The sequence below is a fragment of the Shewanella sp. A32 genome, assembly GCF_029167175.1.
Taxonomy (GTDB): domain Bacteria; phylum Pseudomonadota; class Gammaproteobacteria; order Enterobacterales; family Shewanellaceae; genus Shewanella; species Shewanella yunxiaonensis.
In genome coordinates this window covers 118,006-144,650 of the sequence record NZ_JARFTS010000002.1, presented here as the reverse complement: position 1 = coordinate 144,650, position 26,645 = coordinate 118,006, and the positions used below count along the sequence as shown (strand labels likewise).

Genomic DNA, 26,645 nt, shown 5'->3' with positions numbered 1-26,645 from the left:
CCATCGGCAACAACTCGCGCAAAAAGTCATTAATTACGTGCAGTTCACAAAATGGCTTTTACTTGTTCAGTTAGCTGAACAATCATGCAGTTTCTAACAACTTCTGGACATCCTAGTCACCTTTCGGCTTATAGTAAGCCATGCCAACCTTAATCCAGACTGATGCAATGGCCGACCCCCATGAGCTTAACGAATCATCGCCGATAGAAAGTGCGCAAGAGATGTCTGCGCGCAAGAAAGTGCTGCGTCTTGGCCGGCTCTTGGGACTGGCCTCAGACAATGATTATCACCCGGCCAATGCAACGTTGAGTCAACGGGCAGTGTTTAGACAAAAATTGCAGCAACAGCAGTATCAGCAAAACCTGGAAAACATTTATGCGATGACACTGAGTTACTCGTCATCTGATGTCACTGGTGCTGAACTTGACTCCGACTGGGTCCATCAATTTTTTCAACTAGCGGAACAGATCCATAATCGTAAGATGCAGGATCTTTGGGCACGTATCCTTGCCAGTGAAACCGTGAATCCAGGTAACTTTAGTCTGCGTACCTTAACCACGCTAAAACAGTTGACGCTACGTGAAGCGCAACTGCTGGAAAAAGCGCTGGGAATGATGATAAAAATCAATAATGAAAACCGGGGAAAACTGCTGAGTAGCTATCGCATATCAGGGGGATTTGGACAGTATTTCCGTAAACACCCTGCGGTGAACTTGGGATTATCGCAGTTTGGGCTGCCCTACTCCAGTCTGTTAACACTGATGGATGCGGGCATACTGCATAAGAGCGAGTTTGAAACTGGATTGTTGCCAGCCAAACAAGCGTTAGTGCTGCAACTGCCACATCAACAGCAGCTGACACTTACCCCAAAATCTAATCACTTACTTTTTGGCTATTATCGGCTAACGGCGGTTGGAGAAGAACTGGCACATTTAGTTGCTCCGCGTGAAGACGTTGCGTATGTCAGCGCCCTCAAGACCCTTTTGCAAAAAGACTTTACCGTCACCGCCTAACTTTAGCGCACGATTCATCCTTGTATGGAAGATTCTGTCGCTACGGCACTGTGTTGCCGCGAAGCAGTTTCAAACCAATTTAGCTGCTGCGCCAACTGCACCACATGGCCTATGATAATGAGCGCAGGCATCTGTAATTGAGGATCAGCCGCTAACCGCTCCAATTCCGATAATGTCCCCTGAAATGTTTTTTGTTGTGGCGTGCTTGCACGAGACACGATCGCAACCGGGGTATTGGCCGCCCTACCGGCAGTTAGCAGCTCATGTTGGATAATATTGGCCTTGAGTACGCCCATGTAAATCACCAGAGTATGGTCAACTGCGCTGTAGGCCTGCCAGTTGATCGGCTGCTCGGCGGTTTGGCAATGAGCGGTAATAAATGTAACAGACCGGGCAAGTTCACGGTGCGTCAATGGAATGCCCGCATAAGCCGCTGCACCACTGGCAGCAGTAATCCCTGGGACCACTTCAAAGTGCACTCCGGCATCCGTTAATGCCAACAGTTCTTCCCCACCGCGACCAAAGATGAAAGGATCGCCCCCCTTTAAACGCACAACGGTTTCTCGGGTATAAGCCTTAGTAACCAATAAGCGATTAATCTCATCCTGAGAAGCACTGTGATGACCTGCGCGTTTACCGACGGAGATCTTTTCGGCCGCAGTTGGGATCAGCGCCAAGATCTCTTCGCTGACTAATGCGTCATATAACACGACGTCGGCACTTTTCAATAAGCGCCAGGCTTTGAGGGTTAATAGCTCCGGATCGCCAGGACCGGCACCCAACAGATAGACTTTACCTTTGGCTTGACGCCCAGCGAGTTGCAACAGTGCCATCTTCAATCACCCCCTAATTACCTAGGGGCAATATAACTGTCTCAATATTCTTTATTAAATATATAATTATTAGTTTTTATTCTTAATAGTTATATATAAACAAGGCATCGAAGCACCATTCAGAAATCATCTGATGACATTCCCCCGCGGCAAATTCAAGCTACTGTTAATACGGCCATTTTCAATGCTACACTGCATTCGCAGTGGATATTTTACGTTACCAGGGAGACAAGGTCGCATGAAAATCCCCCAGCTTACCGCCGTAATTATTGGAGTGATCGGCGTATTAAACTGCCAGACAGTCTTTGCCGAGACTGATGCTAATCCACAGCCATCGTTGGTAGAAGAGCGGGTCAATAAAGAGTTGCAGGCTTCAGACAACCCATTTGTCATCATGCCTCACAAGGTGAATTATTTTCTGCCGATAACTTACAGCTCGGCCCCCAATACCACACCCTTTGCTGCAGAGATGGAGCAAGGCGATTACGCCTTGGACCACACTGAAGCTAAATTCCAGATCAGTTTTAAATTTCCGCTGGCATACAAGGTGTTCGGTGATAATGGGCATCTGTTCTTTGCTTACACAAACCAGTCCTGGTGGCAGGTTTACAATAAAAACAGCTCTTCACCTTTCCGGGAAACCAATCATGAACCGGAACTGTTTATGCTGTTTAACAATGACTGGAAAATTGGTGATTTCACCAATTCGTTTTTCGGATTTGGTGCCGTACATCAATCCAATGGTCGCTCTGGCAGCCTATCTCGTAGCTGGAATCGAGTATATGGCAATATGGTCTTTGATAATGGGCCAATGGCCTTTTCGCTGAAAGTCTGGTGGAGGATCCCTGAAAGCGACAAGAAATATGACGGTGACCCTCACGGCGATGACAACCCGGATATTGAAGATTATTTAGGTCATTTTGAATTCACTGCCCTTTATGGGCCGGGCAAGCACCGCTTCAGTCTGATGCTGCGGAATAACCTAAAAACCAGCAATAATCGTGGTGCCGCACAATTGACATGGAGCTATCCGATTCTCGGAAATTTGCGGATCTATGCGCAGTATTTCAACGGCTATGGTGAAAGTCTTATCGATTACAACGCGCACACCGAGCGTATCGGTCTCGGTGTCGCGCTCAATGACCTGCTGTAAAGGGCGATATTGTTGTCATGGCAATGAGATCCGGGTTCAGAGAAATTTTTTATCTATTTCTGCTGGCATTATTGATCAGTAGCCTGCAACTACTGCGTTTTGTCTTGCAGCGACCACTCGCCCAGGGGTATTAACCCATGAGCAGTTGGTATTGGATCTTAAAACCTTGCAGCAGCAAGTGGCCGATTACTCGGCCTTTATTGTGCTTCATCCAGAGAATTTAAAACGTTTACAACAGCGTGTAGGTCAAGTCACTGTTCGTTATCCGCAACATATTGACCTTAATCGCTTTAATACGGAAGTACGGAAACTGCTGAGCCTAATTAATGACCCAGGTGCCAGTGTATCTGCCCTGCCCATGGCCTCCGGCATTTTACCCATCAAGTTACAACAGATGCAGCAACGCTGGTTGGCATTAGACAACAATAATCAGCCTATCGATAGCAAACGCCCATTCCTGACACACATAGACGGCGTGCCCATCCAGCGCTGGGAAACAGCAGCCAAACGCATGCTCGCAGCCAAGCTGCCTATCACGACACAGCTACAGCAGTTGGATGTATTGCGTCGAGAATTAGGCTTACAAGTAAAACCTACAGTAACCCTGACCTTAAGCAGTGATGACAGCAATATCACCCATCTACAATTACCGGTATCAGACAAAGCTACCAGCAAACGTAGCCCTGCCATCAGTCAATGGCAATGGCTGGGTGATAATACGGAGTTGTTTCGTTTTGGCGATTTAGAGCGACTGGAAAATGATCGTCAGCTGCAACGGGATTTCCAAAAAGCGCTGCAGGCTGGAACGCTGATCCTGGACTTACGACAGACCACTGGATTCAGTCCGATATTGCTACAGCAGTTAGCACAAGGCAGACAATACCCGGCAACACAGCCCATAGGTTATGGACGTTACCGCCGCGCCTCACAGCTACGCAGTGATTTTCTCGCACCGCTAGGTTTGGTATCGCTGCAATACTTTCAACTGTTTCCCGCTATCAGCGTCACCTTAGCCAAACAGCAGCAACCCGAGCTAAGTCAATGGTTTGCAAAACCGCCCGTAGTATCGCCAGCGTCAGTAGTCCCGGCAACATCGCAGCAATTGGTACTGCTGATTGGTCCAGGATGCCGTTATGAATGCGAATGGCTGGCGTATTATGCCAAAGATTGGCGCAAGACCTTGCTGATAGGTGATGCCACCTTGGGCGATATGGGGCGTAAACACGAATTCCGCCTCCCCAGCAGCGATATCAGCGTGAGTATTACCGCATCATTAGCCTATGACCAATACGGCAATCAATTGTCCGGGAAGGGGATTACGCCGGATCTACAGCTACCGCTGCCACCAAATGTTAAGTGGCCTCAATTGCTTAAGGCGTTGCGACAATATTTTGGGAAAATTAACGCTTCGGGGGAGAGCCCCGAATAACCTGAATACCCAGGCTATTCGGGACGGGAAAATGCTTTGAGACTGCGCCAGCAAGCCAATCAAAGCGGCAGTGAACGGCAACATCGATAAGTCATCACCTGCTACCCGAAGGAGTACACTGCCATCAGCACGTCAATCACACTGTCTGCCGAAGGCTGATGCCCAATAGGAACACCGGATACAGAATGACATGCCTTATTTCCCCAACGGGGAATGTTTAGTATAACCAAGAAATTTACGTTGTGCATAAGTCTGTGTACAAACTGGTAAAAACCTTGATCGCTAAGCGTGCCCATTCTGAGCAGTTCTGAACACAGACAACCTAATATATTGAATTATAATAATTATATTTCAAAGTGCAGGCCACACTCACGTTTGATGCCGTTGAATCGGGTTTCCGCTTCTGTCATTTCCGCAGTTAACGGCCGCGTAGAATGCGTATCACCAACCGACACATAATTTTGATACCACAACGGATGGTAAGGTAAATTGTGTTGTTGCAGATAAACATGTACATCACGATTACTCCACTCAATGATGGGTAACACTTTGTAGTGACCGCCATGAATTGCAAGGATCGGCAAGGCTTCGCGAGTCGCGGCCTGACTATGGCGCAGACCAGCAAACCAGGTCCCCACCTGTAACTCCTCTAAGGCCCGTTTCATCGGCTCAACTTTATTCATACGGTTATAAAATTCGAGTCCATCCAGACCTTTTTCCCACAATTTGCCAAATCGCGCTTCTTGCCAGGCCGGCGTCAATTCTGATCGGTACACCTTAAGATTCAGCTGCAGTCGTTGCGTCAGCTCATCTATGAACTGGTAGGTTTCCGGAAACAGATAGCCGGTATCAGTGAGGAGGACCGGCACGTCAGCCCAAATGCTAGTTACCAGATGCAGCATTACAGCCGCCTGAATACCAAAGCTTGAGGATAGCGCATGGGTTCCCGGCAAATACGCCAAGGCCCACTGGACACGCTGCTGTGGCGTTAATTGACCGAGGAAAACATTAATATCAGCCAGCTGTTGTTGTTGCTCATGTTCATCCAGCTGCAACAACGCAGTTAACTGTGCGGCCGTTACCGGCGAACTTATCTCAGCCATGGAAATCCCTGGCGGCATCCAGTACCGCTTTCACAACGCCAACACGCACCACGAAATCACCGAAGTACTCCCCAGCATTACGTTCCAGCGCATAGCGCGCAAATAAGCCATCCAGCTCGTTTAATATCTCAGCTTCCTGGATATTTTCCCGATACATTTTGTTGAGCCGGGTGCCTTCAAAACTTGCGCCCAAATACAGGTTGTAGCGTCCGGGCGCTTTACCTACCAAACCAATTTCTGCCGCGAAAGGACGCGCGCAGCCGTTAGGACAACCGGTCATGCGCACCACGATCGGCTGCTCGGCAAGGCCATGCTTCTGTTGCAGTGCCTCGACTTTATCCATGAATTCAGGGAAATAGCGTTCTGCTTCAGCCATCGCTAACGGACAGGTCGGCAGTGCCACACACGCGATGGAATGGCCGCGGCTGGCACTGATCACTTCGCCCAGTAAACCATGCTTGCGCGCTAACCCTTCAATCTGTTGTTTGGCAGCCTCCGCGACCCCGGCGATGATGATATTCTGGTTGGAGGTCATACGAAAATCGCCTTGATGGATTTTGGCAATCTCCCGCAAACCAGTTTGCAACGGTTTTCCGGGGAGATCCTTAATACGACCCCCTTCGATAAACAACGTCAGATGCCACTGATTATCGACACCTTTGACCCAACCATAGCGATCGCCACGATCGCCGATAACCACTTTGCGCTTAGGCTCAAATTTCACCCCCGCACGATTTTCAACTTCCGCTTTGAATGCCGCAAAACCGCGATCCACAATAGTGTATTTCAGACGTGCACGTTTACGGTTACTGCGATTACCCCAGTCCCGTTGCAACGTCATGACCGCTTCAGCGAATTTGATGGTGTCTTCAGCGCGAATAAAACCGAAGTCATCGGCTAGCCGTGGGAAGGTTTCCACCTCACCGTGAGTCGAGCCCATGCCGCCACCGGCCACTAAGTTGAAGCCAACCAATTCATCGTGTTCGGCAACCGCGATCAAGCCAAAGTCGTTGGTATAGACATCCACATCGTTATCTGGTGGCACGGCAACGGCCATTTTGAATTTACGTGGCAGATAAGTATCACCATAAATCGGCTCGGCTTCAGTTTCGGTGCTTAACAGTTTTTCATCATCCAGCCAGATCTCGGCATAAGCCTTGGTGTGCGGCAGCATGTGATCTGACAGTTTTTTCGCCCAGTAATATGCCTGCTGATGCAGTTTGGACTGCACTGGGTTGGGGTTACACATTACGTTACGGTTCACATCGCCACAGGCGGCAATGGAATCCAATGCTTTACGGTCTAACCCTTGAATAATGGTTTTCAGATTACGCTTGGGAATACCATGATACTGAAAGGTCTGACGCGTGGTCAGGCGAATACTGTTCGAGGTGGTCAACTCAGATGCAATACGGTCGACTTCTAGCCACTGCTCTGGCGTACACACACCGCCAGGAACCCGTGCTCGTAGCATAAAGCTGTAGAGGGGCTCCAGTTTCTGCTCTTTACGCTCATTACGCAGATCCCGGTCGTCCTGTTGATAGAAACCGTGGAATTTGATCAGTTGCTGATCATCATCGCTGAAAGCCCCGGTAACATCTGTGGACAATCCTTGCTTTATGGTGCCGCGCAGGTGCTGACTGTGACTTTTAATGCGCTCATTAGCAGATAATTTTGGCTCGCTCATAACTCACTCTCTTTGATGCCAGCCTGCCAGTGGCAGTGCTGTCCATGGTTCTCAGTAAACATCTTTCAGGAAGCGACCTTGTTGTCGCAGGTTTTCCAGATACTCGGTGGCGGCTTCGGCGTCCAGACCACCATACGCGACAACCACATCCACTAACGCCTGCTGCACGTCTTTGGCCATGCGCTCGGCATCACCACATAAGTACAGGTGGGCACCACGTTGCAGCCACTGCCATAACGCTTCACCCTGTTCACGAATACGCTGCTGCACATAAATTTTTTGCTGTTGGTCGCGGGAAAATGCCAGAGAAATCCGGCTAAGCTGACCGGTTTTGAGGTACTGCTGCCACTCGGTCTGATACAGAAAATCCTGCTCAAAGTGCGGATTACCAAAGAACAACCAGCTGTCACCGCTAGCCCCCTGTGCGGCTCGTTGTTGCATGAAAGCACGAAATGGTGCCACGCCGGTACCGGGCCCGATCATAATCACCGGGGTCGCTGGATCAGTCGGCAAACGGAAATGCTTGTTAGCTTCCACATAAACCCGCAGCTTCTGCCCTTCTTCGGCGCGAGCCAGAAATCCAGATGCGGCCCCATAACGCGGAATGCCATCGCGCACTTCCTGAACTAGCCCTACTGTCAGATGCACTTCGGTGTCGACTTCGCTCTGGCTGGACGCGATGGAATACAAGCGCGGTGTGATTGGACGCAACACATCGATCAATTGCTGGGCGTCAACGTTGGTGATGGGATATAAACGCTGCAAATCAGCCAACTGATGGTGCCTGATGAATAACCGGCTCTGCTCACGGTCATCGGCGATTGCTTGCAATTCATCGCTGCCGCAGTGCTGCGCCCAGAATTGCACTAGGCCGGGATACAGCTGTGTCAATTCCTTCTCGTCCAATAGCGCCTGACGCAGGCTCAGTGCTCGATCTTGCAACATCACCGCACTATTGCCATCAAGCTGGAGGCTGGAGAGCAGTTCATCCACTAACGCGGCATAATTGCTGAAGTAAACGCCGAGGGCGTCTCCCGGCTGGTATTGAATGCCAGATTCGCCTAAATCGATTTCAATATGTCGGGTGTCTTTTGTCGAATCACGCCCAGTGATTTTCTGGCTAAGCAGAATGTCCGCTTCATACGGCTGCTGTTTGCTATATCCGCTTGCCGTATTGGCTGGCTTGACGCTATCAATCGAGACAACTTGTGCGGATGTTTGCAGATGTGGTTGCACGGCCACCAATAACTGCTGCTGCCATTGTTCACTTAGCTGCTGATAATCCACATCGCAATCCACGCGTGGTAACAGCGGCTTTGCCCCCAACGCCGCCAAACGTTCATCAAAATCTTTGCCGGTCTGGCAGAAAAATTCGTAAGATGAATCACCGAGCGCCAGCACAGCATAATGCAGATGTTCTAGTTTTGGTGCTCGTTTTGACGCTAAAAATTTATGTAATTCAATCGCATCATCCGGAGCGTCGCCTTCACCCTGAGTGCTGACGATCACAACTAACAACTGCTCCTGTTTGAGCGATCGCACATTATACTCGCCCATAGCGCTGAGATTCACCGCATAACCATTGGCCCTTGCCTGCTGCGCCAGTTGGCTGGCTATACTGCGGCTATTCCCCGTCTGGCTGCCGTACAAGATGGTTAAGGTATTACCGGGCTGCACCTGAGCCGTAGTTTGAGCAGCGACACCGGCACTAGCGGCGAGATAGCCACTGACCCACGCTTGCTGCAGTGGGCTGAGCTGCGCAGCCAATTGCTGTAACTGGGTCACTTGGGATTCCGTTAACGGAGATGCCAACGATGAGAGTTCTTTTAACGACATGGAGCCAAACCTTGCGACAGAGAGATAGCCGCAAGCTTATCTGTGCTCACGAAAGTCAAAAAAGAATAATATTTAATTTTTTATATTTATTTGGAATATGAGATTTGCGACAATTAAGTTAAAAAAATGTGGCCTAGCGCATATTATTTGCTCCGACCAGCTAAGAAATACTCGGCTTGAGCAATATGCGCTTGTTTCCGAGCAAAGAGTTGCGACAATGCCCTAGCACTAAATGTGTGGCAAAAGGAAGACTGTCGGTTCTCAAAAAACGGAGTAGTCTAATAGACCGGCTGTTCAGGTAATTATTTATCACTTGATTGCAACATAGTTGCCGATAACTGACCGGGAAAAGCAGATTTTTATCTGCCTGCAGAAGGAGCACTGCGGGCAGGTGTTTATTTATCAATCATCAGGAATCAGTCATGCAAATTGGAATACCGAGAGAAATTCTCCCCGGTGAAACCAGGGTCGCAGCGACCCCGGCCACCGTCGAGCAATTGAAAAAGCTCGGCTTCGAAGTCATCGTAGAAGTAGGCGCGGGGGCGCTGTCCAGCTTTGACGATGCAGCCTTTGAAGCCGCAGGCGCTGTTGTCGCACCCGAAGTTTGGCAAGCGGATTTCATCTTTAAGGTCAATGCACCTACAGATGAAGAGATCGCCAAGATTAAAGATGGTGCCACCCTGGTCAGCTTTATTTGGCCGGCTCAGAATGCCGAATTAGTGGAAAAACTCTCCAAACGCAACATCAATGTGATGGCGATGGACATGGTTCCACGTATTTCTCGTGCCCAATCCATGGATGCGTTGTCTTCCATGGCCAACATCGGGGGCTACCGCGCAGTCGTCGAAGCCGCTCATGAATTTGGCCGTTTCTTTACGGGTCAAATTACTGCGGCCGGTAAAGTGCCTCCTGCTAAAGTGCTGGTCATTGGTGCCGGGGTTGCGGGTCTCGCCGCAATCGGTGCCGCCGGTTCATTAGGCGCGATTGTCAGAGCATTCGATACCCGCCTGGAAGTGGCTGAACAGATTGAATCGATGGGCGGTGAATTCCTCAAGCTAGACTTTGGTGGTGAGGACGGAGCGTCTTCTGACGGTTATGCCAAAGTGATGAGCGAAGAGTTCATCAAGGCCGAAATGGAACTGTTTGCCAAACAGGCCAAAGAAGTCGACATCATCATTACCACCGCGCTGATCCCAGGACGCCCTGCACCACGGCTGATCACCAAGGAAATGGTCGACACCATGAAACCAGGTTCTATCATTGTTGATATGGCTGCGGCGACTGGTGGCAACTGTGAATATACCCAGCCGGGTGAATTGTTTGTCACCGCTAATGGTGTAAAAGTTATCGGTTATACCGATCTCCCAGGCCGATTACCGGCACAATCTTCACAGCTTTATGGCACCAACTTGGTGAACCTGATGAAGCTGATGTGCAAAGAAAAAGATGGCAATGCGGTTATCGATTTTGAAGATACCGTGATGCGTAATATGACTGTGGTCAAGGCGGGTGAAGTGACCTTCCCGCCACCAAAGATCTCAGTCTCTGCGGCACCGCAGAAGCAGCCGGCGAACGCGGTTGCTAAACAAGCGGCCGCGCCTAAAGCCCCATCAAAACTGAAATATGTGTTGGGCGCAGTCGGCGCAATTGCCTTTGCAGCAGTAGCCTCTGTCGCACCTCCAGAGTTTTTATCGCATTTTACCGTGTTCCTGTTGTCCTGCATCGTCGGTTACTACGTGGTATGGAACGTGACTCACTCACTGCATACCCCGCTGATGTCGGTCACCAACGCTATCTCCGGGATTATCGTTGTGGGTGCATTGCTGCAAATTGGTCAGGGTTCAGCGCTGGTTACTGGCCTGGCCTTTTTTGCGGTGCTGATCGCCAGTATTAACATCTTTGGTGGCTTTACGGTCACTCAGCGCATGCTGAAGATGTTCCGTAAAGGTTAAGGGGGAAGATATCGTGTCTCAAGGACTGGTAACAGCGGCCTATATCATTGCAGCGCTGTGTTTTATTTTGAGTTTGGCTGGGCTTTCCAAGCAGGAAACCGCTAAACAGGGCAATATTCTAGGGGTCTCCGGGATGGCGATCGCCTTGATTGCCACTATCCTTAACCCCGAAACCACAGGTGTTCAGTGGATCATTCTGGCGATGGTGATTGGCGGTGCCGTAGGCGTACGTCTGGCACTAAAAGTAGAAATGACTCAGATGCCAGAATTGGTCGCTATCCTACACTCTTTCGTAGGTCTGGCAGCGGTTCTGGTAGGTTTCAACAGCTTTATCGACCTGCATCCGGCAACCACTACCAGTGTGGTAGTGACTGCGGGTTCAGATCTGCAAGCAACATTGGATGCCGCAACTGAAGCCTTTAAAGAAGCCGCCAAAGCCGCGCAGCATGCCGAGCTGACAGGTGCAATGCTTAACATCCATCTGGTTGAAATCTTCCTCGGTATCTTTATCGGTGCGGTAACCTTCACTGGTTCAATCGTGGCCTTTGGTAAGCTTCGTGGCATTATCTCCTCCAAGCCACTGATGCTACCGCATCGCCATAAGCTGAATCTGCTGGCAGTTGTCGTAGCATTTGTATTGTTGCTGTACTTTGTAAATGCCGGTGGTAACACCTTCGCGGTATTGTTGATGACCCTGATTGCCCTGGCCTTTGGCTGGCATCTGGTGGCTTCTATCGGCGGAGCTGACATGCCGGTAGTTGTGTCAATGTTGAACTCATATTCAGGATGGGCTGCTGCGGCGGCGGGCTTCATGCTGTCGAACGATCTGCTGATCGTAACCGGCGCGTTGGTAGGTTCTTCAGGTGCAATTCTGTCTTACATCATGTGTAAGGCGATGAATCGTTCATTTATCTCTGTTATTGCCGGTGGTTTTGGTACTGATGGTGCTACCAGCAGTGGCGACCAAGAGCTGGGTGAATATCGTGAAACTACTGCCGAAGAAGTTGCCGATCTGCTGAAAAACTCCAGCTCAGTGATCATCACTCCCGGGTATGGGATGGCGGTTGCGCAAGCACAATACCCTGTGGCAGAGATCACCCAGAAACTGCGTGCAATGGGCGTCAAAGTCCGCTTTGGTATCCATCCGGTTGCCGGTCGTCTACCAGGCCATATGAACGTACTGCTGGCTGAAGCCAAAGTGCCCTATGATATCGTGCTGGAAATGGATGAAATTAATGACGATTTCGAAGACACAGACACTGTATTGGTGATCGGTGCCAACGATACCGTTAACCCTGCTGCGGCAGAAGATCCAGGTAGCCCAATTGCCGGTATGCCGGTATTGGAAGTGTGGAAAGCACAGAATGTTATCGCATTCAAACGCTCTATGAATACTGGATACGCAGGCGTACAGAACCCACTGTTCTTCAAAGATAACACCCAGATGTTGTTCGGAGATGCCAAAGAATCTGTGACTGCAATTCTTAACGCACTGTAATTCTGCGACTCTGCTTCCCATATAACAAAACCGGTGGCATGCCACCGGTTTTTTATTAGGGCAAACGGTTAACCGTTAACGACTTGCAGTGGCTCCAACCCATGGCTTTCACGTAACTGCCGTAAAATCTCCAGTACTTCGCCGCCTTTATCACGAAATGTCGGTGCATGCTCTAAACGCGCGATCATATCTTCCGCACTCAGCAAACCCCGCATTTGACCATTACTATCCAATACCAGCATAAAATCGCGTTGGATACTACGGAATGTTTCCAGCACATCAAGTACCGTAACATCCTGTAACTGAGCGTCATCAACAGCTGGCAGTTCAGAGATAGGTAACATCAGGTCAAATACGCTCCAGAACGAAGGCCCATGATTTTTATCGGTATATTTCATCAGATTGTCACTGGATAGCCAGTTGCGGCTGACGATACCCAACAGTTCATGATGATCATTAACCACATAATTGATCTGACTGTTTTCAGCCGTCATGATTTGGTAGGCATCAGGTACGGGCATATCGGCATTTAATGCCATGCGAGTTGAGTAGCTGAAATTCATCAACGCAGCAGTTGCTTTAGAATCTTCCTTCAATAAACGGCTATTATCGTTTATTTCCAAAGAGTTAAGAGTATAAGTTTGCAGTGTTTTCATAATACACCTCTGCTTGAATCCAAAAATTGAACAACGTTATTGGGATATCAGGCAAAGGCAGGGGGAGCGCGGGTCAGCGCTTGCGGAAAGACCGATGTCTTAACAAGTGCACGTTTATATTCCGACTGTGGCAATACACTACTGAGAACTCTACGTGGCGCCAGCTTAGTGCGAGTACGCGGAATAACTGGTTCGATGGGTTCAAAAGCATTCTCAAGCAACAGCGCGGGTAACGAGTTATCCGGCAGAATTGCCTGCAGCATTGACTGGTCGTCGGCAAATAGCAACGAACCTTCAGCCAAATCTCTGGGGGCAGAAATGACAGCAAGCGACAACGTCAGCGTTACGCTGGCTAGCCACAGAGTGATTGCTTGCTGCATTCTTTTCATGTGTGACCTACGTCTCACTTTTGAACATGCTTCGACACTAGCACAGTTTGAAGTAAAGATGCAACGACTAAAAAAACGGCTGCCAGAGTAATCCTGACAACCGTCTGTTAGGAATATTTATACAATGTAAGCAATATGTTACATCTTACCCTTTAGGCAGCTTTTGCCAGCAAGGTGCAGGAAGATAACTGCAATGCGGTGGCACCTAATAACTCTTGTACCTGTTCGCGGCCGGCGACACCGAGCGCAGACTCGGCTTGCCGCAATGCCTGCTCAACCGCAATAAACTCCGACATTTCATCTTCAACACGGCCACAGATGCTGAAAAACAGCCGCAGCACCGCTTGCTGTTCCGGCCGGGTCATGGCCTGTTGCCACGAATATTGCAGCGCTTCACTGCTAGAGAAATCCAGTGCAGAGATAAAATGCTCGCCGATGCGTTCATTGAGTCTTAATAAAAAATCCAGTTTGCGCGGGAAATGATGGCTTACACCGGTACGGCTGATGCCCAAGGCATCAGCCAACGTAGAATAGGACATAGTTTCGAAGCCAATGGTCAGAATCTGACGGAATGCTTCATCCATGATTTGCTGAATGGTAAGTTCGGTCTGTGCCTTTGATCGCTTCGCCATAATGACTGTCCTCTGATACTGTCGCCTGTTCAATCGAACCAAAGCTTACCAAAGGATTTTCGCGATGGCTTGCACCAAAACCCACTCATGGAGCGGTTTTTAAGGTTTGTTCAGGGCAGATTCAGATACCTGAACCAATGACGGTGTCTGAGTCAGCATACGTTGCTGCTGCAACCATTTCTTAGCGGCTGATTCGCCCATCAGTCTGGAAAACGTCGGTCGCAGAATCTGTCCTAAGGCTGGACGACGCCAGAACATATAGCCCGGTAACGGATGCACGCTACCGGAGCCGAACACCCGCTGCAACAGACTGGAAAACTCCGCAACGGCATCATTATCGAAACGGTGAACTTTCGGGAAAAAATCTGCGACAAAATCTTTAAAAGTCGGGAAACTGGCAATCTGTGCGGCACTGTAATCAGTGAGCACCGGTAACAGATATAATGCACTCCAGTGCGATAAGTTATCGATATCGGTAATCACCCCAAGATTGCGGCGATCATACTGTTGCCAGGCCAACGCCAGCGTTCCGGTGCTTTTGGCGCTGCGCCAGGTCATATAGCAGTCAGCCAACCACTCATATTCCAAAGTGGTCAAATTCATCGGCAACACACTTCCCTGTAACCGCTTAATCTCCAGATGCCCCAGCTCATGCCATAACGTCAGCAAGGGCTGCTGCTCCAGCGGCAGTTGGTAAACCTGCCCGTTCCAAAGTGCACTCTGACTAGAGGCAAGTTGTTCAGGAGCCCACAACACAATACCGGCAATAGCAGGGTCATTAACGGGAATGGCCATCGCTGCACGCAGCGCTAATGCATCACTGTAACGAGTTTTATCACTCGGCAATTGCTGACGGACTTTATCTGGCAGGGTTGCCAGACACTGGGTAATAACCGCTGGCGGACACACCAACGCCTGTTTGGGACCGATATCAGCCCAAAACAGTGTGGCCGTCAGCAAGCTGGCTAACATCAGGGTTTATCCATAATGCGCTGGATGATTGCCGTAGTGGAGATGCCATCTTCAAATCCCAGCACTTTAACGCTACCACCGGCAGCGATCACTTCCTTACCACCGGCAATCTCATCCACCCGGTAATCGCCACCTTTAACTAACAGGTCGGGTAATAACCGCGCAATAATACGTTGTGGGGTGTCTTCACTGAATGGAACCACCCAGTCTACGGCAGCTAAACCGGCCAATACGGCCATACGCCGCGCCACATTGTTCACAGGACGACCATCGCCCTTCAAACGACGCACAGAATCGTCATCGTTGACCGCTACAATCAAGCGATCACCTAACGCGCGGGCTTCTTTGAGATAAGAAACATGTCCCGCATGCAAGATATCGAAGCAACCATTAGTCATTACCACTTTTTCGCCTCGCAATCTGGCTTGCTCTAGTGCGTAAGCTAATTGCTCTTCGGAGACGACACCAAACCCGGATTCCCCGTGACTCAACGATAATGCTTCAATCAGTTCAATACGGCTAACCGTTGAGGTGCCCAATTTACCAACCACCACACCCGCTGCCGTATTGGCTATAGCGCAAGCTTGAGCCAATTCGCTGCCTGCGGCCAGCGCACTCGCTAACGCGGAAATGACGGTATCGCCAGCACCGGTGACATCATAGACTTCACGGGCCACCGTCGGGATGTGCAATTCATCGCCAGCGCTGGTAATCAGAGTCATCCCCTGTTCGGAGCGAGTAATCAGCATGGCATCCAGTTGGTGTTCAACAATCAGCTGGCGAGCTTTGCTAACCAATTCGGCATCAGAGGATACCGGTCCGGCAACCGCTTCAAACTCGCTCAGATTAGGCGTGATCAACGTCGCGCCATGGTAACGGGAAAAATCACTGCCTTTAGGGTCAACCAATACTTTGATCCCTTTGGCGCGCGCAGTCTGAATAAAGAGCCGCGGGTCACTAATAGCCCCCTTGGCATAATCAGACAAAATGACAACATCACAGTTATCCAGCTGTGGCTCAGCATTCGCCATCAGTTGCTGACTCTGCGCCACGCTAAAGGTTTCTTCAAAGTCCAAACGGATCAACTGTTGGTTACGACTGAGCACGCGTAACTTGGTAATGGTCGGTTTGTCTTCAACTTGCAACCAACCTGGGACCACGCCTTGTGCCTTAAGCCCCACCGACAGCGCACTCGCCGCTTCATCATTGCCCACTATGCCACAAAGTGTTACCTGCCCGCCCAGCGCCGCGATATTCAGCGCGACGTTGGCGGCACCACCGGGGCGGTCCTCTAACTGGCTAATCTTCACCACAGGCACCGGCGCTTCCGGTGAAATACGGCCAGTGGGGCCGGTCCAGTACCGGTCTAACATCACGTCGCCCACGACCAATACTCGGGCTTTTTCAAAAGGCGGCAGTGTCACTTTCATCTGCAACTTATCCAGTCTTGGCAAAATAAAGCTGATTGTACCTAATTTTCCGAAGAATTTGCGTTAGAATAGCCGCTAATTTTTTCGTAACACTTGGGAATACCGTGGTAGAAAAGGCGCAGTTTTCGGCTCATTTATTACATCCCAGATACTGGCTGCTGTGGCTAGGTATCGGCTTGGCCAAACTCACGACCATGTTGCCACTTAAATGGCAGATGCAGTTAGGGGCGGCCTTGGGGCGGTTGGCGATGACACTTGCGGGGAGTCGGGTCAAGATCGCCCGACGTAACTTGGCACTCTGTTTTCCTGAGCAAACTGCAGAGCAACAGCAACATCTGCTGCTCCGTAACTTTGAAGAAACTGGCAAAGCGATTTTCGACACGATTAATGCCTGGTGGTGGAGTGATGCGCGTATCCAGCGGCACATGCAGATCAAAGGACAAGAGTATGTGCAGCAGACGCTTGATGCCGGTCATGGCGTAATTCTGTTTGCAGTGCATTGCTTACCATTAGAAATGGGCGCTCGTATTTTCGGTCAGTTTCATCCCGGGGTGGGTGTATATCGCCCCCATAATAACCCATTAATGGAATATCTTCAGGTACGCGGCCGGCTGCGTTCCAACAAGGCGTTGATCCCTAAACGCGATCTAAGACAAATGGTACGTTGCCTGCGCAATCCCGACGTGATCTGGTACACCGCCGACCAAGATTTTGGCCGCTCCAGTGCCGTATTCATTCCATTTTTTGCAGTTAAGGAAGCCGCCACCATCACCGGCGGCACGACGCTGGCAAAATTGGGCAAAGCCAAGGTCTTACCTTTCTTCGTGGAGCGTAATGCCGATGACAGTGGCTACACTATTGAAATTGAAGCACCGTTAGAAAACTTTCCGGGTGAAAACGAGTTAGCCGATGCTATTCGTGGCAATCACATTATCGAAAGACTGATTAGTCGTAATATCCCGCAGTACATGTGGTTACACCGACGCTTTAAAACTCGGCCGCAACAAACCGATCCATCGCTCTACCAATGAAACTGAGTTCATTAAACCTACGGGGCTGACGCCCCGTGGATTCATAACTCTTGCGGATTCATAACTCTTGCGTCGGTAGACGGATCCCCATGCGAACAACTTGGCCATCCTGAACATCTGCCACAATCCAGCCGACGCCCTGCCAAGTAAACTGATCGCCCACCACCGGAGAACTGCCCAACTGTTCCTGTACTAACTCATTAATCGTCAGGCTCAAGTGTGTTTCATCCAACGTGAACCCATAAATCGGCGCCATATCTGCCAGTTTTACATCCATGGCAATAAAGAAGTCGCCGAAAAAACGCGGCAAATCTTTTTTCTGAGGCGCCTCACTGAACAGTTGGCTCAAAGGCCCGAGATCCTTCTCTTGCGCTAACACACAAAGGATATCGTCAGCTTCTAACCGGGTACTCCCTGACGGATGCATCAGTTCATGATCTCTGAATACCGCTGCAATGCGAGTACCATTTGGCATGGATAAATGCCGTAGTGGCTCGCCGACACACCATTTACTGGCTTTTAGGCGGTACACAAAAATCTCCCACTCGCTAGTTGGGTATATCTCTATCCCCGCACGAGACACCGGCTCTGGCTTAGGTGGTAACTCAATTTTCGCCAACCGGGCAGCTGACGTTAATGTACTGCCTTGTAAAAGCAACGAAACCAACACCACAAAAAATGCCAGATTAAAATACAACTGGGCGTTAGGTAGGCCGGCCATCATCGGAAATACCGCCAGAATAATCGGCACGGCCCCCCGAAGTCCCACCCATGAAATGAAATGTAATTCACGCGCTTGGAAGCTGCGAAACGGCCAAAGGCTTATCCACACCGCGATGGGACGAGCAATAAAAATCATGCCAAAAGCCAACAACAGTCCCGGCAGCCAGATATCCGTCAGTTCCGAAGGGGTCAGCAACAATCCCAGCACCAGGAACATACCAATCTGCGCCAGCCAGGTCATGCCGTCCAGCACGTTGAGAATGGCATGTTTGCCACGGGTGGCTCGGTTTCCCAAAAACAATCCGACCAGATAGATAGACAGGATGCCACTGCCACCGAGCGCATTGGAGATAGCGTAGACAATCAGACCACCGCTGAGCACCAGAATGGAATATAAGCCATCAGCAAGCTGAGTACGATTAACCGTGCGCCAGATTAACCAGCCCCCCACCAGTCCAAAGAGTCCCCCGAAACCGAACTGTTTGATAAAACTGAGTGCTAGAAAACTTGCCGAGATCCCCTCATGACTAGTGCTACCGAGCACCGCAATCAGGGTAACCGTCAGAAACACCGCCATGGGATCGTTACTACCGGATTCAATTTCCAAAGTAGCGCCCACACGTTCATTAATACTGCGACCTTTGAGCAGACTAAATACTGCGGCGGCGTCGGTAGACCCAACAATTGCCCCTAGTAATAGCCCTTGCAATGGTTGTAAATGAAATAACCAGGCAGCCAGCATGCCGGTAAGGCCGGTAGTGATCACTACCCCAACGGTTGCCAACGATAACGCAGGCCACAGCGCTACGCGGAAACTAGCGACACGTGTTCGCATACCACCATCGAGTAAAATGACTGCCAGTGCGAGGTTACTGATTAAATAGGCGGTTGAATAATCGTCAAAAACAATCCCACCAGGGCCGTCTTCTCCGGCCAGAATGCCAACCGCCAAGAACACCACCAGGATAGGGATACCCAAGCGTGAAGATACCGGACTAATCAACACACTGATTGCCGTCAGTAATGCGCCAATCAGAAAAAGACTATTGATCGTGTGTGCGTCCAAAACTACCTCCTTTTATCCGCCGGGTTGTTGCTTTATATCTTGATAAAAGTCACTCCTAATGACATTTTCTGCGTAATTATCATGACCCTAGTCACTGTAACATAATCACATGATAACTTTCAGTTATTAAAAATATTTTTGTTATTAATTTTAAATTCTTATAAAGCTATTGACCCCATATAGCTAAAGTTAATTTCGATTTTTAACAGTTTGATAAAATTTTTAGTGATAGGCATACATTAAATGCCATTAATGCATATATTGAAGTTCCAATCGGCATCATCTGACACCCGCAATCAGCAAAACAAAGAATATCTGCTGGCAGCTCTATAGTTTCTGAGCAAATTTCACTAAAATGCCTCTCCCGGTTGAAATTCTTCGACAATTAGGGAAGGATGCCTGCTCCGGGTTAAAAAAGCAGTAGTCAAATTCAGCAGGTAAAAACCAAAATTCCTATGCGTAATCTGTTCTATACCGCCCTGTCCTTGGGCCTGATGATATGTAGTGTCAATGCCAGTGCCATTGAATACTCTTTACCCACTAATGGTAGTCGGTTGATTGGTCACAATGAGTACTATGTGGTACCAGAGAAAAAACTGACACTTGAAGGCATCGCTGCCGAATACCAGTTGGGGCTGACCAACATGCTGGAAGCCAATGCAGGGGTTGATCCTTTTCTGCCCCAGCCACGCAGCACGCTGTTAATTCCCCATAAACTGATCCTGCCAGATGCGCCGATGGAAGGGATCGTGATCAACGTGGCGGAAATGCGCTTGTATTACTATCACAAAGAGCGCAATAGCGTAGAAGTATTGCCTATCGGTATTGGTCAGTTAGGTAAAGATACGCCGGAAAATTGGGTGACTAAAGTCCAGCGTAAAAAAGCCGGACCTACCTGGACTCCGACTGCGGCGATGCGCAAAGAGTATGCAGCAAAAGGTGAAACCCTGCCGCCAGTTTGGCCAGCCGGTGCTGACAATCCGATGGGACTTTACGCGCTGTATGTGGGACGTTTGTATGCCATTCACGGCACCAACGCCAGTTTTGGTATTGGTTTACGAGTCAGCCATGGCTGCGTACGTTTGCGTAATAACGATATCGAACATTTGTTCAAAACTGTTCCGGTCGGTACCCGAGTACAGTTCGTCAATCAACCGATAAAGACAGCGCTGGAGCCGGATGGCAGTCGCTGGGTCGAGGTGCATAACCCACTATCACGCACCGAAGCAGAATTTAATTCTGCCGAGCCGACAGTGTTGCAACTTACTCCCAAAATCAGCCGGTTCATTGCACAGCGCGATACCAACTCTCTGGTATTAAAACGTGTGTTAGATGACCGCAGTGGTGTACCCACTCGCATCAACTGATGCATAAAATGCCTTTGAACTAAACGCCCACTGCTTTGTGGGCGTTTTTTAGTTATGGTAGCCAGCGATAAATTGTTGCATGACCGCACTGTTGGCTAATATTCGGCGATCAAAATTCGCTTTAGCTGGTGTTTCACTACACGCCCCGGCTTTAGCGCCACTGCGTACCAGCCAGGCTTCAAAAGAACTGTCAAAATGGTTGAAGATAATGCCGTTTTCAACGGGGCAATCGTCGATAACTGCGGCCTCTGTTACCGGGAAATACTGCGTCAGTGCAGCTAATAACCCCTGACTAAACGCGCCGGGTTGCTTACTGGGCTCAAAGGCATAAAGGTAGGTTTGCTGTGATAAGATGTCTTCATGACAGGTAAGAATGCCATCACGACTGGCCGCCAATAACAATTGCGCATGAGCCAGCAGCAATTTGCCCTCCACTGACGGTGTTGCACCATCACCAACCGATAAATAACCACGGTTAGGGTTTTCACCAAAGCGATTGAATCGATGACCTTTGCTGAATCCAGTCGGATTTGCTAGTGGCAACAAGGTCAGATTTATCTGGGTAAAAATCGTGTCCGTTAGCTCAGACATGAAATGCAACATGCCCCATGGACCCGCCGCTTCCTCACCGTGAAATCCGCTACTGATCAACACTGAAGGCAAGCCAGCATTGGCCGCAGGTGACTGCCATAGCTGCAGTGGCCAGCCATCAATATGCCCGATAACCCGAGGCTTGAGTTGTAGTCGTGCGGTTTCTTGCAGCAGCTGACGCTCAAACTGTTCTATATCATTGCTGTAACAATCAAAAATTTCTGAGTGCCAGCGAAATGTTTGATAAGGGGTGCGACTATTCATGACTTTCCTTGGCTTTCAGTTTTCCATCAATGAGTCACTGGTGGAGTTTGATCATGGCTGACATCACCAGGTAGCAATACCTGTTCAAAAATTTCGTACACCTGCTGCGTCTTTTGCGCAACCTCAACCAAAGGCAACAAACCGGGTTTGCCAGCCAGCGTGAGTCGATGATTATCATCGCGCAACTCACAATACACCTGAGTCAGTAACTGTGCCGTCATGGTTGGCAGCAATTCCAGATCAGCCAATACTTCAAATATTCGAACATTATCCGACCACACGCAAAGTTCTGGATAAGCGTGCGCATTGGCCAGCACCAGATATTGGGCAATGAATTCAATATCGGTGACCCCCCCCCGGCTCTGCTTCAAATCAAACATATCGGCAGGGGCTTTCAATAAATGATCACGCATCTTCTGTCGCATATTTCTGACATCGTTACATAGCTGTTGCTGGTCTCGTGGCAACTGCAACACCTGACTGCGAATATCAGCAAAGCGTTGCGCTAAACTGTTATCGCCGTAGATAAACCGCGCGCGCACCAATGCCTGATGTTCCCAGGTCCAGGCCTCATTAAACTGATAATCAGCAAACGCCTCGATACTGCTGACCAGCAATCCAGATGAACCTGAGGGACGTAGCCGCAAATCAACTTCATACAAGGTGCCAGACATTGTGCGGGTGGTGAACAGATGCTGGATCCGCTGCGCCAATTTGACATAAAAGTGGCTGACATCCAGCGGCCTTTCGCCATCGGTCATACCGCTGTTGTCACCGTCATGTAGAAATACTAAATCCAGATCCGAGCCATAGCCCAGTTCAATACCGCCGAGTTTGCCGTAACCGACTACCGCAAATGAGGTTTGACCGGCCTCTAAACCTATAGGCTTACCATGACGTTCTGTGATTTGGCGCCAGGCTTGTTGTATCACCTGTTCAATAATGGCTTCCGCGAGAAACGTCAGATGGTCACTGACCTCCATCACCGGCAAGACCCCGGTAACATCGGCAGCCGCTATTTTTAATTGTTGTGACAACTTGAACTGCCGCAACGCCTCCATCTGTTGTTCCAGATCATCTTCGGGAATGCGCAACAAGTACTGCCGCAGTTCACTGGCGTAGTCATCGAGTGATGTGGTGTTGTAAAGCTGCGAAGGATCAATTAACTCATCTAGCAACATCGGGAAATGCGCTATTTCAGAGGCAATCCAAGGACTGGCCAAACATAAGCTTATCAGTTGCTGTCTGGCACCCGGGTTTTCGTAAAGCAACTCCAGATAAGTCGTGCGCGTCAGGATCTGTTCCAACACCCCTAACACGGGCTTAAGCGCGTGTGACGGTAACGGCTGTAAACCAATCTCTTCCAGCAATTTTGGCATCAACTTATCTAGGGTTTCCCGACCGCGCGGACCGATAGTGCGGTGACTGATAGTGTCACACCAGGCGCGTAGCAACGGCGCAAACTCATTATCCTCAATGCCATGTTCCGCTAACATCGACTGTGCCAGCTCTGGTGTCTGACAACCCCACAACTGTACCGTCCAGCAATCATTGATAGCATCGGTGCTCTCTTCACCACCAACTGCGGCGCGAAAATGGCGATGCACGCTGCGCATGGCACCCGTGATCACGTCTCGCAGCTGCTTTTCATCTTGCATTTCCAGCGCAAAACATAAGCGCTGCCAGTCAAGCGGATGACTGGGCAGTGTCTGCGTCTGTTGATCCGCTATCGCTTGCATCAGATTTTCTACCCGACGCAGTAAACAGTAATTCTGGCGTAATTCCTCCGCCGACAAGTAGTCGATTTGCCCGAGCTCATAAAGCGTGTTGATCGCAGTAAAGAGGTTTTGAACGCGTAAGTCAGGTTCACGACCACCACGGATCAACTGGAAACTCTGGACCACGAACTCGACTTCGCGAATTCCCCCCGCGCCCAGTTTGATGTTATCTGTTAGTTGCCGCCGTCTCACTTCTTGCGCGATCAGGGCTTTCATGCGCCGCAAAGAGTCAATCGCGGAAAAGTCGATATATCGACGGTAGATAAAGGGACGTAACAGATCGTGTAGCTGGTCAGAAAAGCGGTTCCATGGTCCAAGCGCTCGCGCTTTAATCATCGCGTAGCGCTCCCACTCTCGGCCCTGTTCCTGGTAGTAATCCTCTAACGCACTGTAACTCACCACCAGCGGGCCACTTTCGCCATAAGGACGCAATCGCATATCCACCCGAAATACGAAGCCATCGGTGGTTACCTGCCCCAACAGATTCACTAAGCGTTGTCCCATGCGGATAAAAAACTGCTGGTTATCCAAGGTCCGACGGCCACCTTGCGTTTCGCCATGCTCTGGGAACGTAAAGATCAGATCGATATCAGAGGAAAAATTGAGTTCACGGCCACCGAGCTTTCCCATCCCGAGGATCATCAGTGGTTGCGGATTACCCTTTTTATCACAAGGCGTTCCTAACGTGTTGCACAGGTCTTGATACAGCCAGTCACGTGCACAAATGATCAGGGCTTCCGCCAGTACCGAAAGGTCCAACAGCGAGGATTCCAGTGGAGCCCGGCCCATGAAATCACGCCATGCTAGTCGGGTCATCTGCTTGTTACGGAAGTATCGCAGTACCGCTTTGGCTTGTTCTTCGCTGTTGACGTTCTGCATCAACTGCTGCAACTGCTGGCTGAAAAATTGTCGTTCCGGCTTTGCAAAATCTTCGGCAAAAAACTCTTGGATCCATTCTGGATGATGAGTCAATTGCTCCGCAATGAAATCACTCAGCCCCAGTACCTGCTTCAATTCATGCTGCTGTTCTGGGGTCAATTCCGCCTCTACCTCCGGCGCACGACTGCGCAGATGCTGCAGATGCTTGTCCGAAGTTTGTTCAAGAAGTGGATAAGAAGGCTTTAGATCGCCTGTGGCAGTCCCCATATTGCTCCCAGTACGTCAAAATCAGATCGACATAATATGTCAATAATGTTATAGATAATTCCAAGTATGGCTTGCCCCAAGCAAGCTAAACACAATCTATCCGGTATGGCATTGTTAAACAGTGTTAATACCTTACGGAACAGATTACACCAACTTGATGGTCCGGCCTATGGTCCAGATAAAATCTGGATAACGCCGATCTAACTAAAGATGGAGAAAACATGGCAGGGATACTTACCCGTATTGTCACAGTGCTCATGTTGTTGTCTCTCACCGCTTGTGGAGATGACCGACCCGAACAAATTACCCAGCTACAGCAACTTGACAGTCAACGTCTGCAAAAATTGTCTCAACAACTAGAGGCTGGACAGATACGCAACGCCATGCTGTTAACTCAATATACTCGGATACTCGCATCCGAGCGGCCCGACCTGCAACCCTTGATGACCGAGATGGCCAAGGATGGTGGGAACAGCGGCCCCATGTTCAGTGCACTCAAACAGCGACTACAAGATGCCAGTAACACCGCAAACTTTCCCGGTCTGGATGCGCAACTGCAGGAGCTGAAAAATATCTATCAGGCAACCGATCCGAGTCAGTACAACGATATGCTGTCAGATCAGGTAAATGTGGTTGCCGATATGTCTAACGGTAAATTAGCGCGAGTAAATGCCGTCAGCAAGGAAACCTCTACCGTTGCCAACAATGCGAAAAACTTCGGTCCTGGCAGCCAGTTGGTCGGTAACCCGTCTTATGGCCATTGGGTAAGTGGTTCCAATGGGACCTCTTTTTGGGAATGGTATGGCATGTATGCCATGTTTTCCAACTTGTTCAATCGTCCCATCTACTACGATAACTGGTCTCGCTATCGTGACTACAGTTATTACAACGATGTTGGTCGCTACCGTTATACCTCACCTAAACAAGCCACGACTCAGGACCAGCTCTATCAACGCACTAAAAAAAGCTTTGATTCACAAGGGAAACGTTTTGATAGTCCCTATGCCAAATCACGTACTGGCTCAACAGCGCTATCGCGGCAGAGTATCAGCACGCCAACAAGCAATAGTAGTTTTGGCAGCGGCAGTAAGTTTCGTTCCAATTATGCCAAAGACAGTAGTTTCCGTAATTCAGGTTTTCGCACCAGCCGAGGCATCAGTCGCGGTAAGTAAACAGCAACAGTAAAGGAATTAAGATGACACTCTTTCAGGAATTCGGTATCACTTCGCAATTGGCGGGTATACTCGCCATCGATCTTGGGATAGCGGTGATTCTGCTGGCACTGATGCGCTATATGCAGGGCTGGAGCGTAAAGGTCAACAGTAACGAAGAATTGGCGGTACGTGATAACTTTGCCTTCGGCATCAGCACAGCCGGAGCCGTAGCGGCACTCGGCATCGTTCTGACCGGGGCGATTACCGGTGCCGCAGCGCATACCTATCTGCAAGAAGCGATTGGCATGACTGCCTACGGCCTCTGCGGACTGATTCTGATTAAGCTCGGGCGATTCCTGCACGATAAAGTCGCGCTCAATCAGTTCAATAAAGATGAGTTAGTGCTTAAAGGCAATATCTCCGTCGCGATAGTCGATGCCGCCGCCGCCATCGCAACCGCACTGGTGATTCGCGCAGTGTTGCTGTGGGCAGAAGATCTGACCGTAAATACATTTATTGCTATCTTCAGTGCCTTTGCCGTATCACAGCTAATGCTGGTAGTGCTGACTCGCGGACTGGAAATTGCCTATGCCCGCCGTAATCAAGGTGCCGCTTTGCAGCTGGCATTGATGGAAGGCAACACAGCGCTGGCACTGCGCCATGCAGGTACGATGATTGCGATGGGCCTGAGCTTTAACGCCGCCAGCCACTTTATGGATTATGCCCCCACCGCCTACCTCAGCAATTTGTTAGGTTGGCTGTTGTTCTCTGTGATGATGCTATTAGTACTGACTGTGCTAATAAAAATTGTCAAATGGTTGGTGTTAGCAAAAATCGACCTGTCGGAAGAGGTAGAACGACAACGGAACATCGGCTTAGCGTCTGTTGAAATGGCCATCAGTATTGCTGTGGCACTCATTCTGACTGGTTTGATGGCATAAG

21 protein-coding genes are annotated in these 26,645 nt (G+C 49.7%); 9 read left to right on the top strand and 12 right to left on the bottom strand.

The genetic code is table 11. From position 1 onward, the window contains the following. Positions 1–167: 167 nt before the first annotated feature. Positions 168–1,013 (top strand): TIGR03899 family protein, encoded by an 846-nt coding sequence (locus PY479_RS02570; protein WP_275482863.1) that lies wholly within the window; start codon positions 168–170, stop codon positions 1,011–1,013. 14 nt (positions 1,014–1,027) lie between these two features. Here the strand turns inward: PY479_RS02570 and cobA are convergent, their stop codons facing one another. Further along, a complete protein-coding gene (gene cobA / locus PY479_RS02565; RefSeq protein ID WP_275482787.1) occupies positions 1,028–1,846 on the bottom strand; it encodes a uroporphyrinogen-III C-methyltransferase in 819 nt (272 codons plus the stop codon). 238 nt (positions 1,847–2,084) lie between these two features. Between cobA and PY479_RS02560 the strand changes: the two genes are divergently transcribed. Together PY479_RS02560 and PY479_RS02555 are read left to right on the top strand one after the other, a co-directional pair. Further along, on the top strand, positions 2,085–2,999 hold the full coding sequence (locus tag PY479_RS02560) for a phospholipase A (RefSeq protein WP_275482786.1): 915 nt from the start codon (positions 2,085–2,087) through the stop codon (positions 2,997–2,999). A 151-nt stretch (positions 3,000–3,150) separates the two neighbouring features. Continuing rightward, on the top strand, positions 3,151–4,428 hold the full coding sequence (locus PY479_RS02555; protein WP_275482785.1) for a S41 family peptidase: 1,278 nt from the start codon (positions 3,151–3,153) through the stop codon (positions 4,426–4,428). Between the two features lie 344 nt (positions 4,429–4,772). Here the strand turns inward: PY479_RS02555 and PY479_RS02550 are convergent, their stop codons facing one another. From PY479_RS02550 to PY479_RS02540, 3 genes are read right to left on the bottom strand one after another with little or no spacing between them, the layout of a single operon-like run. After that, a complete protein-coding gene (locus PY479_RS02550; RefSeq protein ID WP_275482784.1) occupies positions 4,773–5,531 on the bottom strand; it encodes a phosphoadenylyl-sulfate reductase in 759 nt (252 codons plus the stop codon). Next, positions 5,524–7,218, bottom strand: a complete 1,695-nt coding sequence (gene cysI / locus PY479_RS02545) for an assimilatory sulfite reductase (NADPH) hemoprotein subunit (protein ID WP_275482783.1) — start codon at positions 7,216–7,218, stop codon at positions 5,524–5,526. Before cysI ends, PY479_RS02550 begins: the two co-directional genes overlap by 8 nt. Before the next feature lie 51 nt (positions 7,219–7,269). Continuing rightward, complete coding sequence (locus PY479_RS02540; protein WP_275482782.1) at positions 7,270–9,054, bottom strand: assimilatory sulfite reductase (NADPH) flavoprotein subunit; 1,785 nt, start codon at positions 9,052–9,054, stop codon at positions 7,270–7,272. Positions 9,055–9,476: 422 nt separating this feature from the next. On the opposite strand from PY479_RS02540, the gene PY479_RS02535 reads away from it, so the two are divergent. Both PY479_RS02535 and pntB read left to right on the top strand, forming a co-directional pair. Beyond that, positions 9,477–11,006 (top strand): Re/Si-specific NAD(P)(+) transhydrogenase subunit alpha, encoded by a 1,530-nt coding sequence (locus PY479_RS02535; protein WP_212595514.1) that lies wholly within the window; start codon positions 9,477–9,479, stop codon positions 11,004–11,006. A 13-nt stretch (positions 11,007–11,019) separates the two neighbouring features. Next, positions 11,020–12,504: a Re/Si-specific NAD(P)(+) transhydrogenase subunit beta gene (gene pntB, locus PY479_RS02530; RefSeq protein WP_212595513.1), complete on the top strand. Its 1,485-nt coding sequence runs from the start codon at positions 11,020–11,022 to the stop codon at positions 12,502–12,504. 68 nt (positions 12,505–12,572) lie between these two features. Here pntB and PY479_RS02525 read toward each other — a convergent pair whose 3' ends face one another. From PY479_RS02525 to hldE, 5 genes are all read right to left on the bottom strand, one after another. Then, positions 12,573–13,160, bottom strand: a complete 588-nt coding sequence (locus PY479_RS02525) for a CBS domain-containing protein (protein WP_275482781.1) — start codon at positions 13,158–13,160, stop codon at positions 12,573–12,575. A gap of 47 nt (positions 13,161–13,207) precedes the next feature. Continuing rightward, the gene (locus PY479_RS02520) at positions 13,208–13,549 is read right to left on the bottom strand and encodes a hypothetical protein (protein ID WP_275482780.1); all 342 of its coding nucleotides are present in this window, start codon (positions 13,547–13,549) and stop codon (positions 13,208–13,210) included. Positions 13,550–13,701: 152 nt separating this feature from the next. Next, positions 13,702–14,181 (bottom strand): TetR family transcriptional regulator, encoded by a 480-nt coding sequence (locus PY479_RS02515; protein WP_275482779.1) that lies wholly within the window; start codon positions 14,179–14,181, stop codon positions 13,702–13,704. A 99-nt stretch (positions 14,182–14,280) separates the two neighbouring features. Continuing rightward, positions 14,281–15,153 (bottom strand): hypothetical protein, encoded by an 873-nt coding sequence (locus tag PY479_RS02510; protein ID WP_275482778.1) that lies wholly within the window; start codon positions 15,151–15,153, stop codon positions 14,281–14,283. Further along, positions 15,153–16,583 carry a bifunctional D-glycero-beta-D-manno-heptose-7-phosphate kinase/D-glycero-beta-D-manno-heptose 1-phosphate adenylyltransferase HldE gene (gene hldE, locus PY479_RS02505; protein WP_275482777.1) on the bottom strand — a complete coding sequence of 477 codons (1,431 nt, stop codon included), beginning with the start codon at positions 16,581–16,583 and terminating at the stop codon, positions 15,153–15,155. The genes PY479_RS02510 and hldE overlap by 1 nt, the downstream gene beginning before the upstream one ends. Before the next feature lie 104 nt (positions 16,584–16,687). Here hldE and PY479_RS02500 point away from each other — a divergent pair, with 104 nt between their 5' ends. Further along, positions 16,688–17,614: an LpxL/LpxP family Kdo(2)-lipid IV(A) lauroyl/palmitoleoyl acyltransferase gene (locus PY479_RS02500; RefSeq protein ID WP_275482776.1), complete on the top strand. Its 927-nt coding sequence runs from the start codon at positions 16,688–16,690 to the stop codon at positions 17,612–17,614. 58 nt (positions 17,615–17,672) lie between these two features. Here the strand turns inward: PY479_RS02500 and PY479_RS02495 are convergent, their stop codons facing one another. Next, complete coding sequence (locus PY479_RS02495) at positions 17,673–19,403, bottom strand: potassium/proton antiporter (protein ID WP_275482775.1); 1,731 nt, start codon at positions 19,401–19,403, stop codon at positions 17,673–17,675. A gap of 455 nt (positions 19,404–19,858) precedes the next feature. Between PY479_RS02495 and PY479_RS02490 the strand changes: the two genes are divergently transcribed. After that, the gene (locus PY479_RS02490; RefSeq protein WP_212595505.1) at positions 19,859–20,770 is read left to right on the top strand and encodes a L,D-transpeptidase family protein; all 912 of its coding nucleotides are present in this window, start codon (positions 19,859–19,861) and stop codon (positions 20,768–20,770) included. Positions 20,771–20,818: 48 nt separating this feature from the next. Here the strand turns inward: PY479_RS02490 and PY479_RS02485 are convergent, their stop codons facing one another. Further along, entirely contained in the window at positions 20,819–21,625 is an 807-nt protein-coding gene (locus PY479_RS02485; protein ID WP_275482774.1) for a M14 family metallocarboxypeptidase, read from the bottom strand. A 26-nt stretch (positions 21,626–21,651) separates the two neighbouring features. Continuing rightward, on the bottom strand, positions 21,652–24,549 hold the full coding sequence (gene glnE, locus PY479_RS02480; RefSeq protein ID WP_275482773.1) for a bifunctional [glutamate--ammonia ligase]-adenylyl-L-tyrosine phosphorylase/[glutamate--ammonia-ligase] adenylyltransferase: 2,898 nt from the start codon (positions 24,547–24,549) through the stop codon (positions 21,652–21,654). 221 nt (positions 24,550–24,770) lie between these two features. On the opposite strand from glnE, the gene PY479_RS02475 reads away from it, so the two are divergent. Together PY479_RS02475 and PY479_RS02470 are read left to right on the top strand one after the other, a co-directional pair. After that, a complete protein-coding gene (locus tag PY479_RS02475; protein ID WP_212595502.1) occupies positions 24,771–25,721 on the top strand; it encodes a hypothetical protein in 951 nt (316 codons plus the stop codon). A gap of 23 nt (positions 25,722–25,744) precedes the next feature. Further along, positions 25,745–26,644 (top strand): DUF350 domain-containing protein, encoded by a 900-nt coding sequence (locus PY479_RS02470; RefSeq protein WP_275482771.1) that lies wholly within the window; start codon positions 25,745–25,747, stop codon positions 26,642–26,644. Position 26,645 lies beyond the last annotated feature (1 nt).

Coding starts and splice junctions, on each gene's coding strand:
- PY479_RS02570 (WP_275482863.1), top strand. CDS start 168: ATGGCCGACCCCCATGAGCTTAACGAATCATCGCCGATAGAAAGTGCG.
- cobA (WP_275482787.1), bottom strand. CDS start 1,846: ATGGCACTGTTGCAACTCGCTGGGCGTCAAGCCAAAGGTAAAGTCTAT.
- PY479_RS02560 (WP_275482786.1), top strand. CDS start 2,085: ATGAAAATCCCCCAGCTTACCGCCGTAATTATTGGAGTGATCGGCGTA.
- PY479_RS02550 (WP_275482784.1), bottom strand. CDS start 5,531: ATGGCTGAGATAAGTTCGCCGGTAACGGCCGCACAGTTAACTGCGTTG.
- cysI (WP_275482783.1), bottom strand. CDS start 7,218: ATGAGCGAGCCAAAATTATCTGCTAATGAGCGCATTAAAAGTCACAGT.
- PY479_RS02540 (WP_275482782.1), bottom strand. CDS start 9,054: ATGTCGTTAAAAGAACTCTCATCGTTGGCATCTCCGTTAACGGAATCC.
- PY479_RS02535 (WP_212595514.1), top strand. CDS start 9,477: ATGCAAATTGGAATACCGAGAGAAATTCTCCCCGGTGAAACCAGGGTC.
- PY479_RS02525 (WP_275482781.1), bottom strand. CDS start 13,160: ATGAAAACACTGCAAACTTATACTCTTAACTCTTTGGAAATAAACGAT.
- PY479_RS02520 (WP_275482780.1), bottom strand. CDS start 13,549: ATGAAAAGAATGCAGCAAGCAATCACTCTGTGGCTAGCCAGCGTAACG.
- PY479_RS02515 (WP_275482779.1), bottom strand. CDS start 14,181: ATGGCGAAGCGATCAAAGGCACAGACCGAACTTACCATTCAGCAAATC.
- PY479_RS02510 (WP_275482778.1), bottom strand. CDS start 15,153: ATGTTAGCCAGCTTGCTGACGGCCACACTGTTTTGGGCTGATATCGGT.
- hldE (WP_275482777.1), bottom strand. CDS start 16,583: ATGAAAGTGACACTGCCGCCTTTTGAAAAAGCCCGAGTATTGGTCGTG.
- PY479_RS02490 (WP_212595505.1), top strand. CDS start 19,859: ATGCGTAATCTGTTCTATACCGCCCTGTCCTTGGGCCTGATGATATGT.
- PY479_RS02485 (WP_275482774.1), bottom strand. CDS start 21,625: ATGAATAGTCGCACCCCTTATCAAACATTTCGCTGGCACTCAGAAATT.
- glnE (WP_275482773.1), bottom strand. CDS start 24,549: ATGGGGACTGCCACAGGCGATCTAAAGCCTTCTTATCCACTTCTTGAA.
- PY479_RS02475 (WP_212595502.1), top strand. CDS start 24,771: ATGGCAGGGATACTTACCCGTATTGTCACAGTGCTCATGTTGTTGTCT.
- PY479_RS02470 (WP_275482771.1), top strand. CDS start 25,745: ATGACACTCTTTCAGGAATTCGGTATCACTTCGCAATTGGCGGGTATA.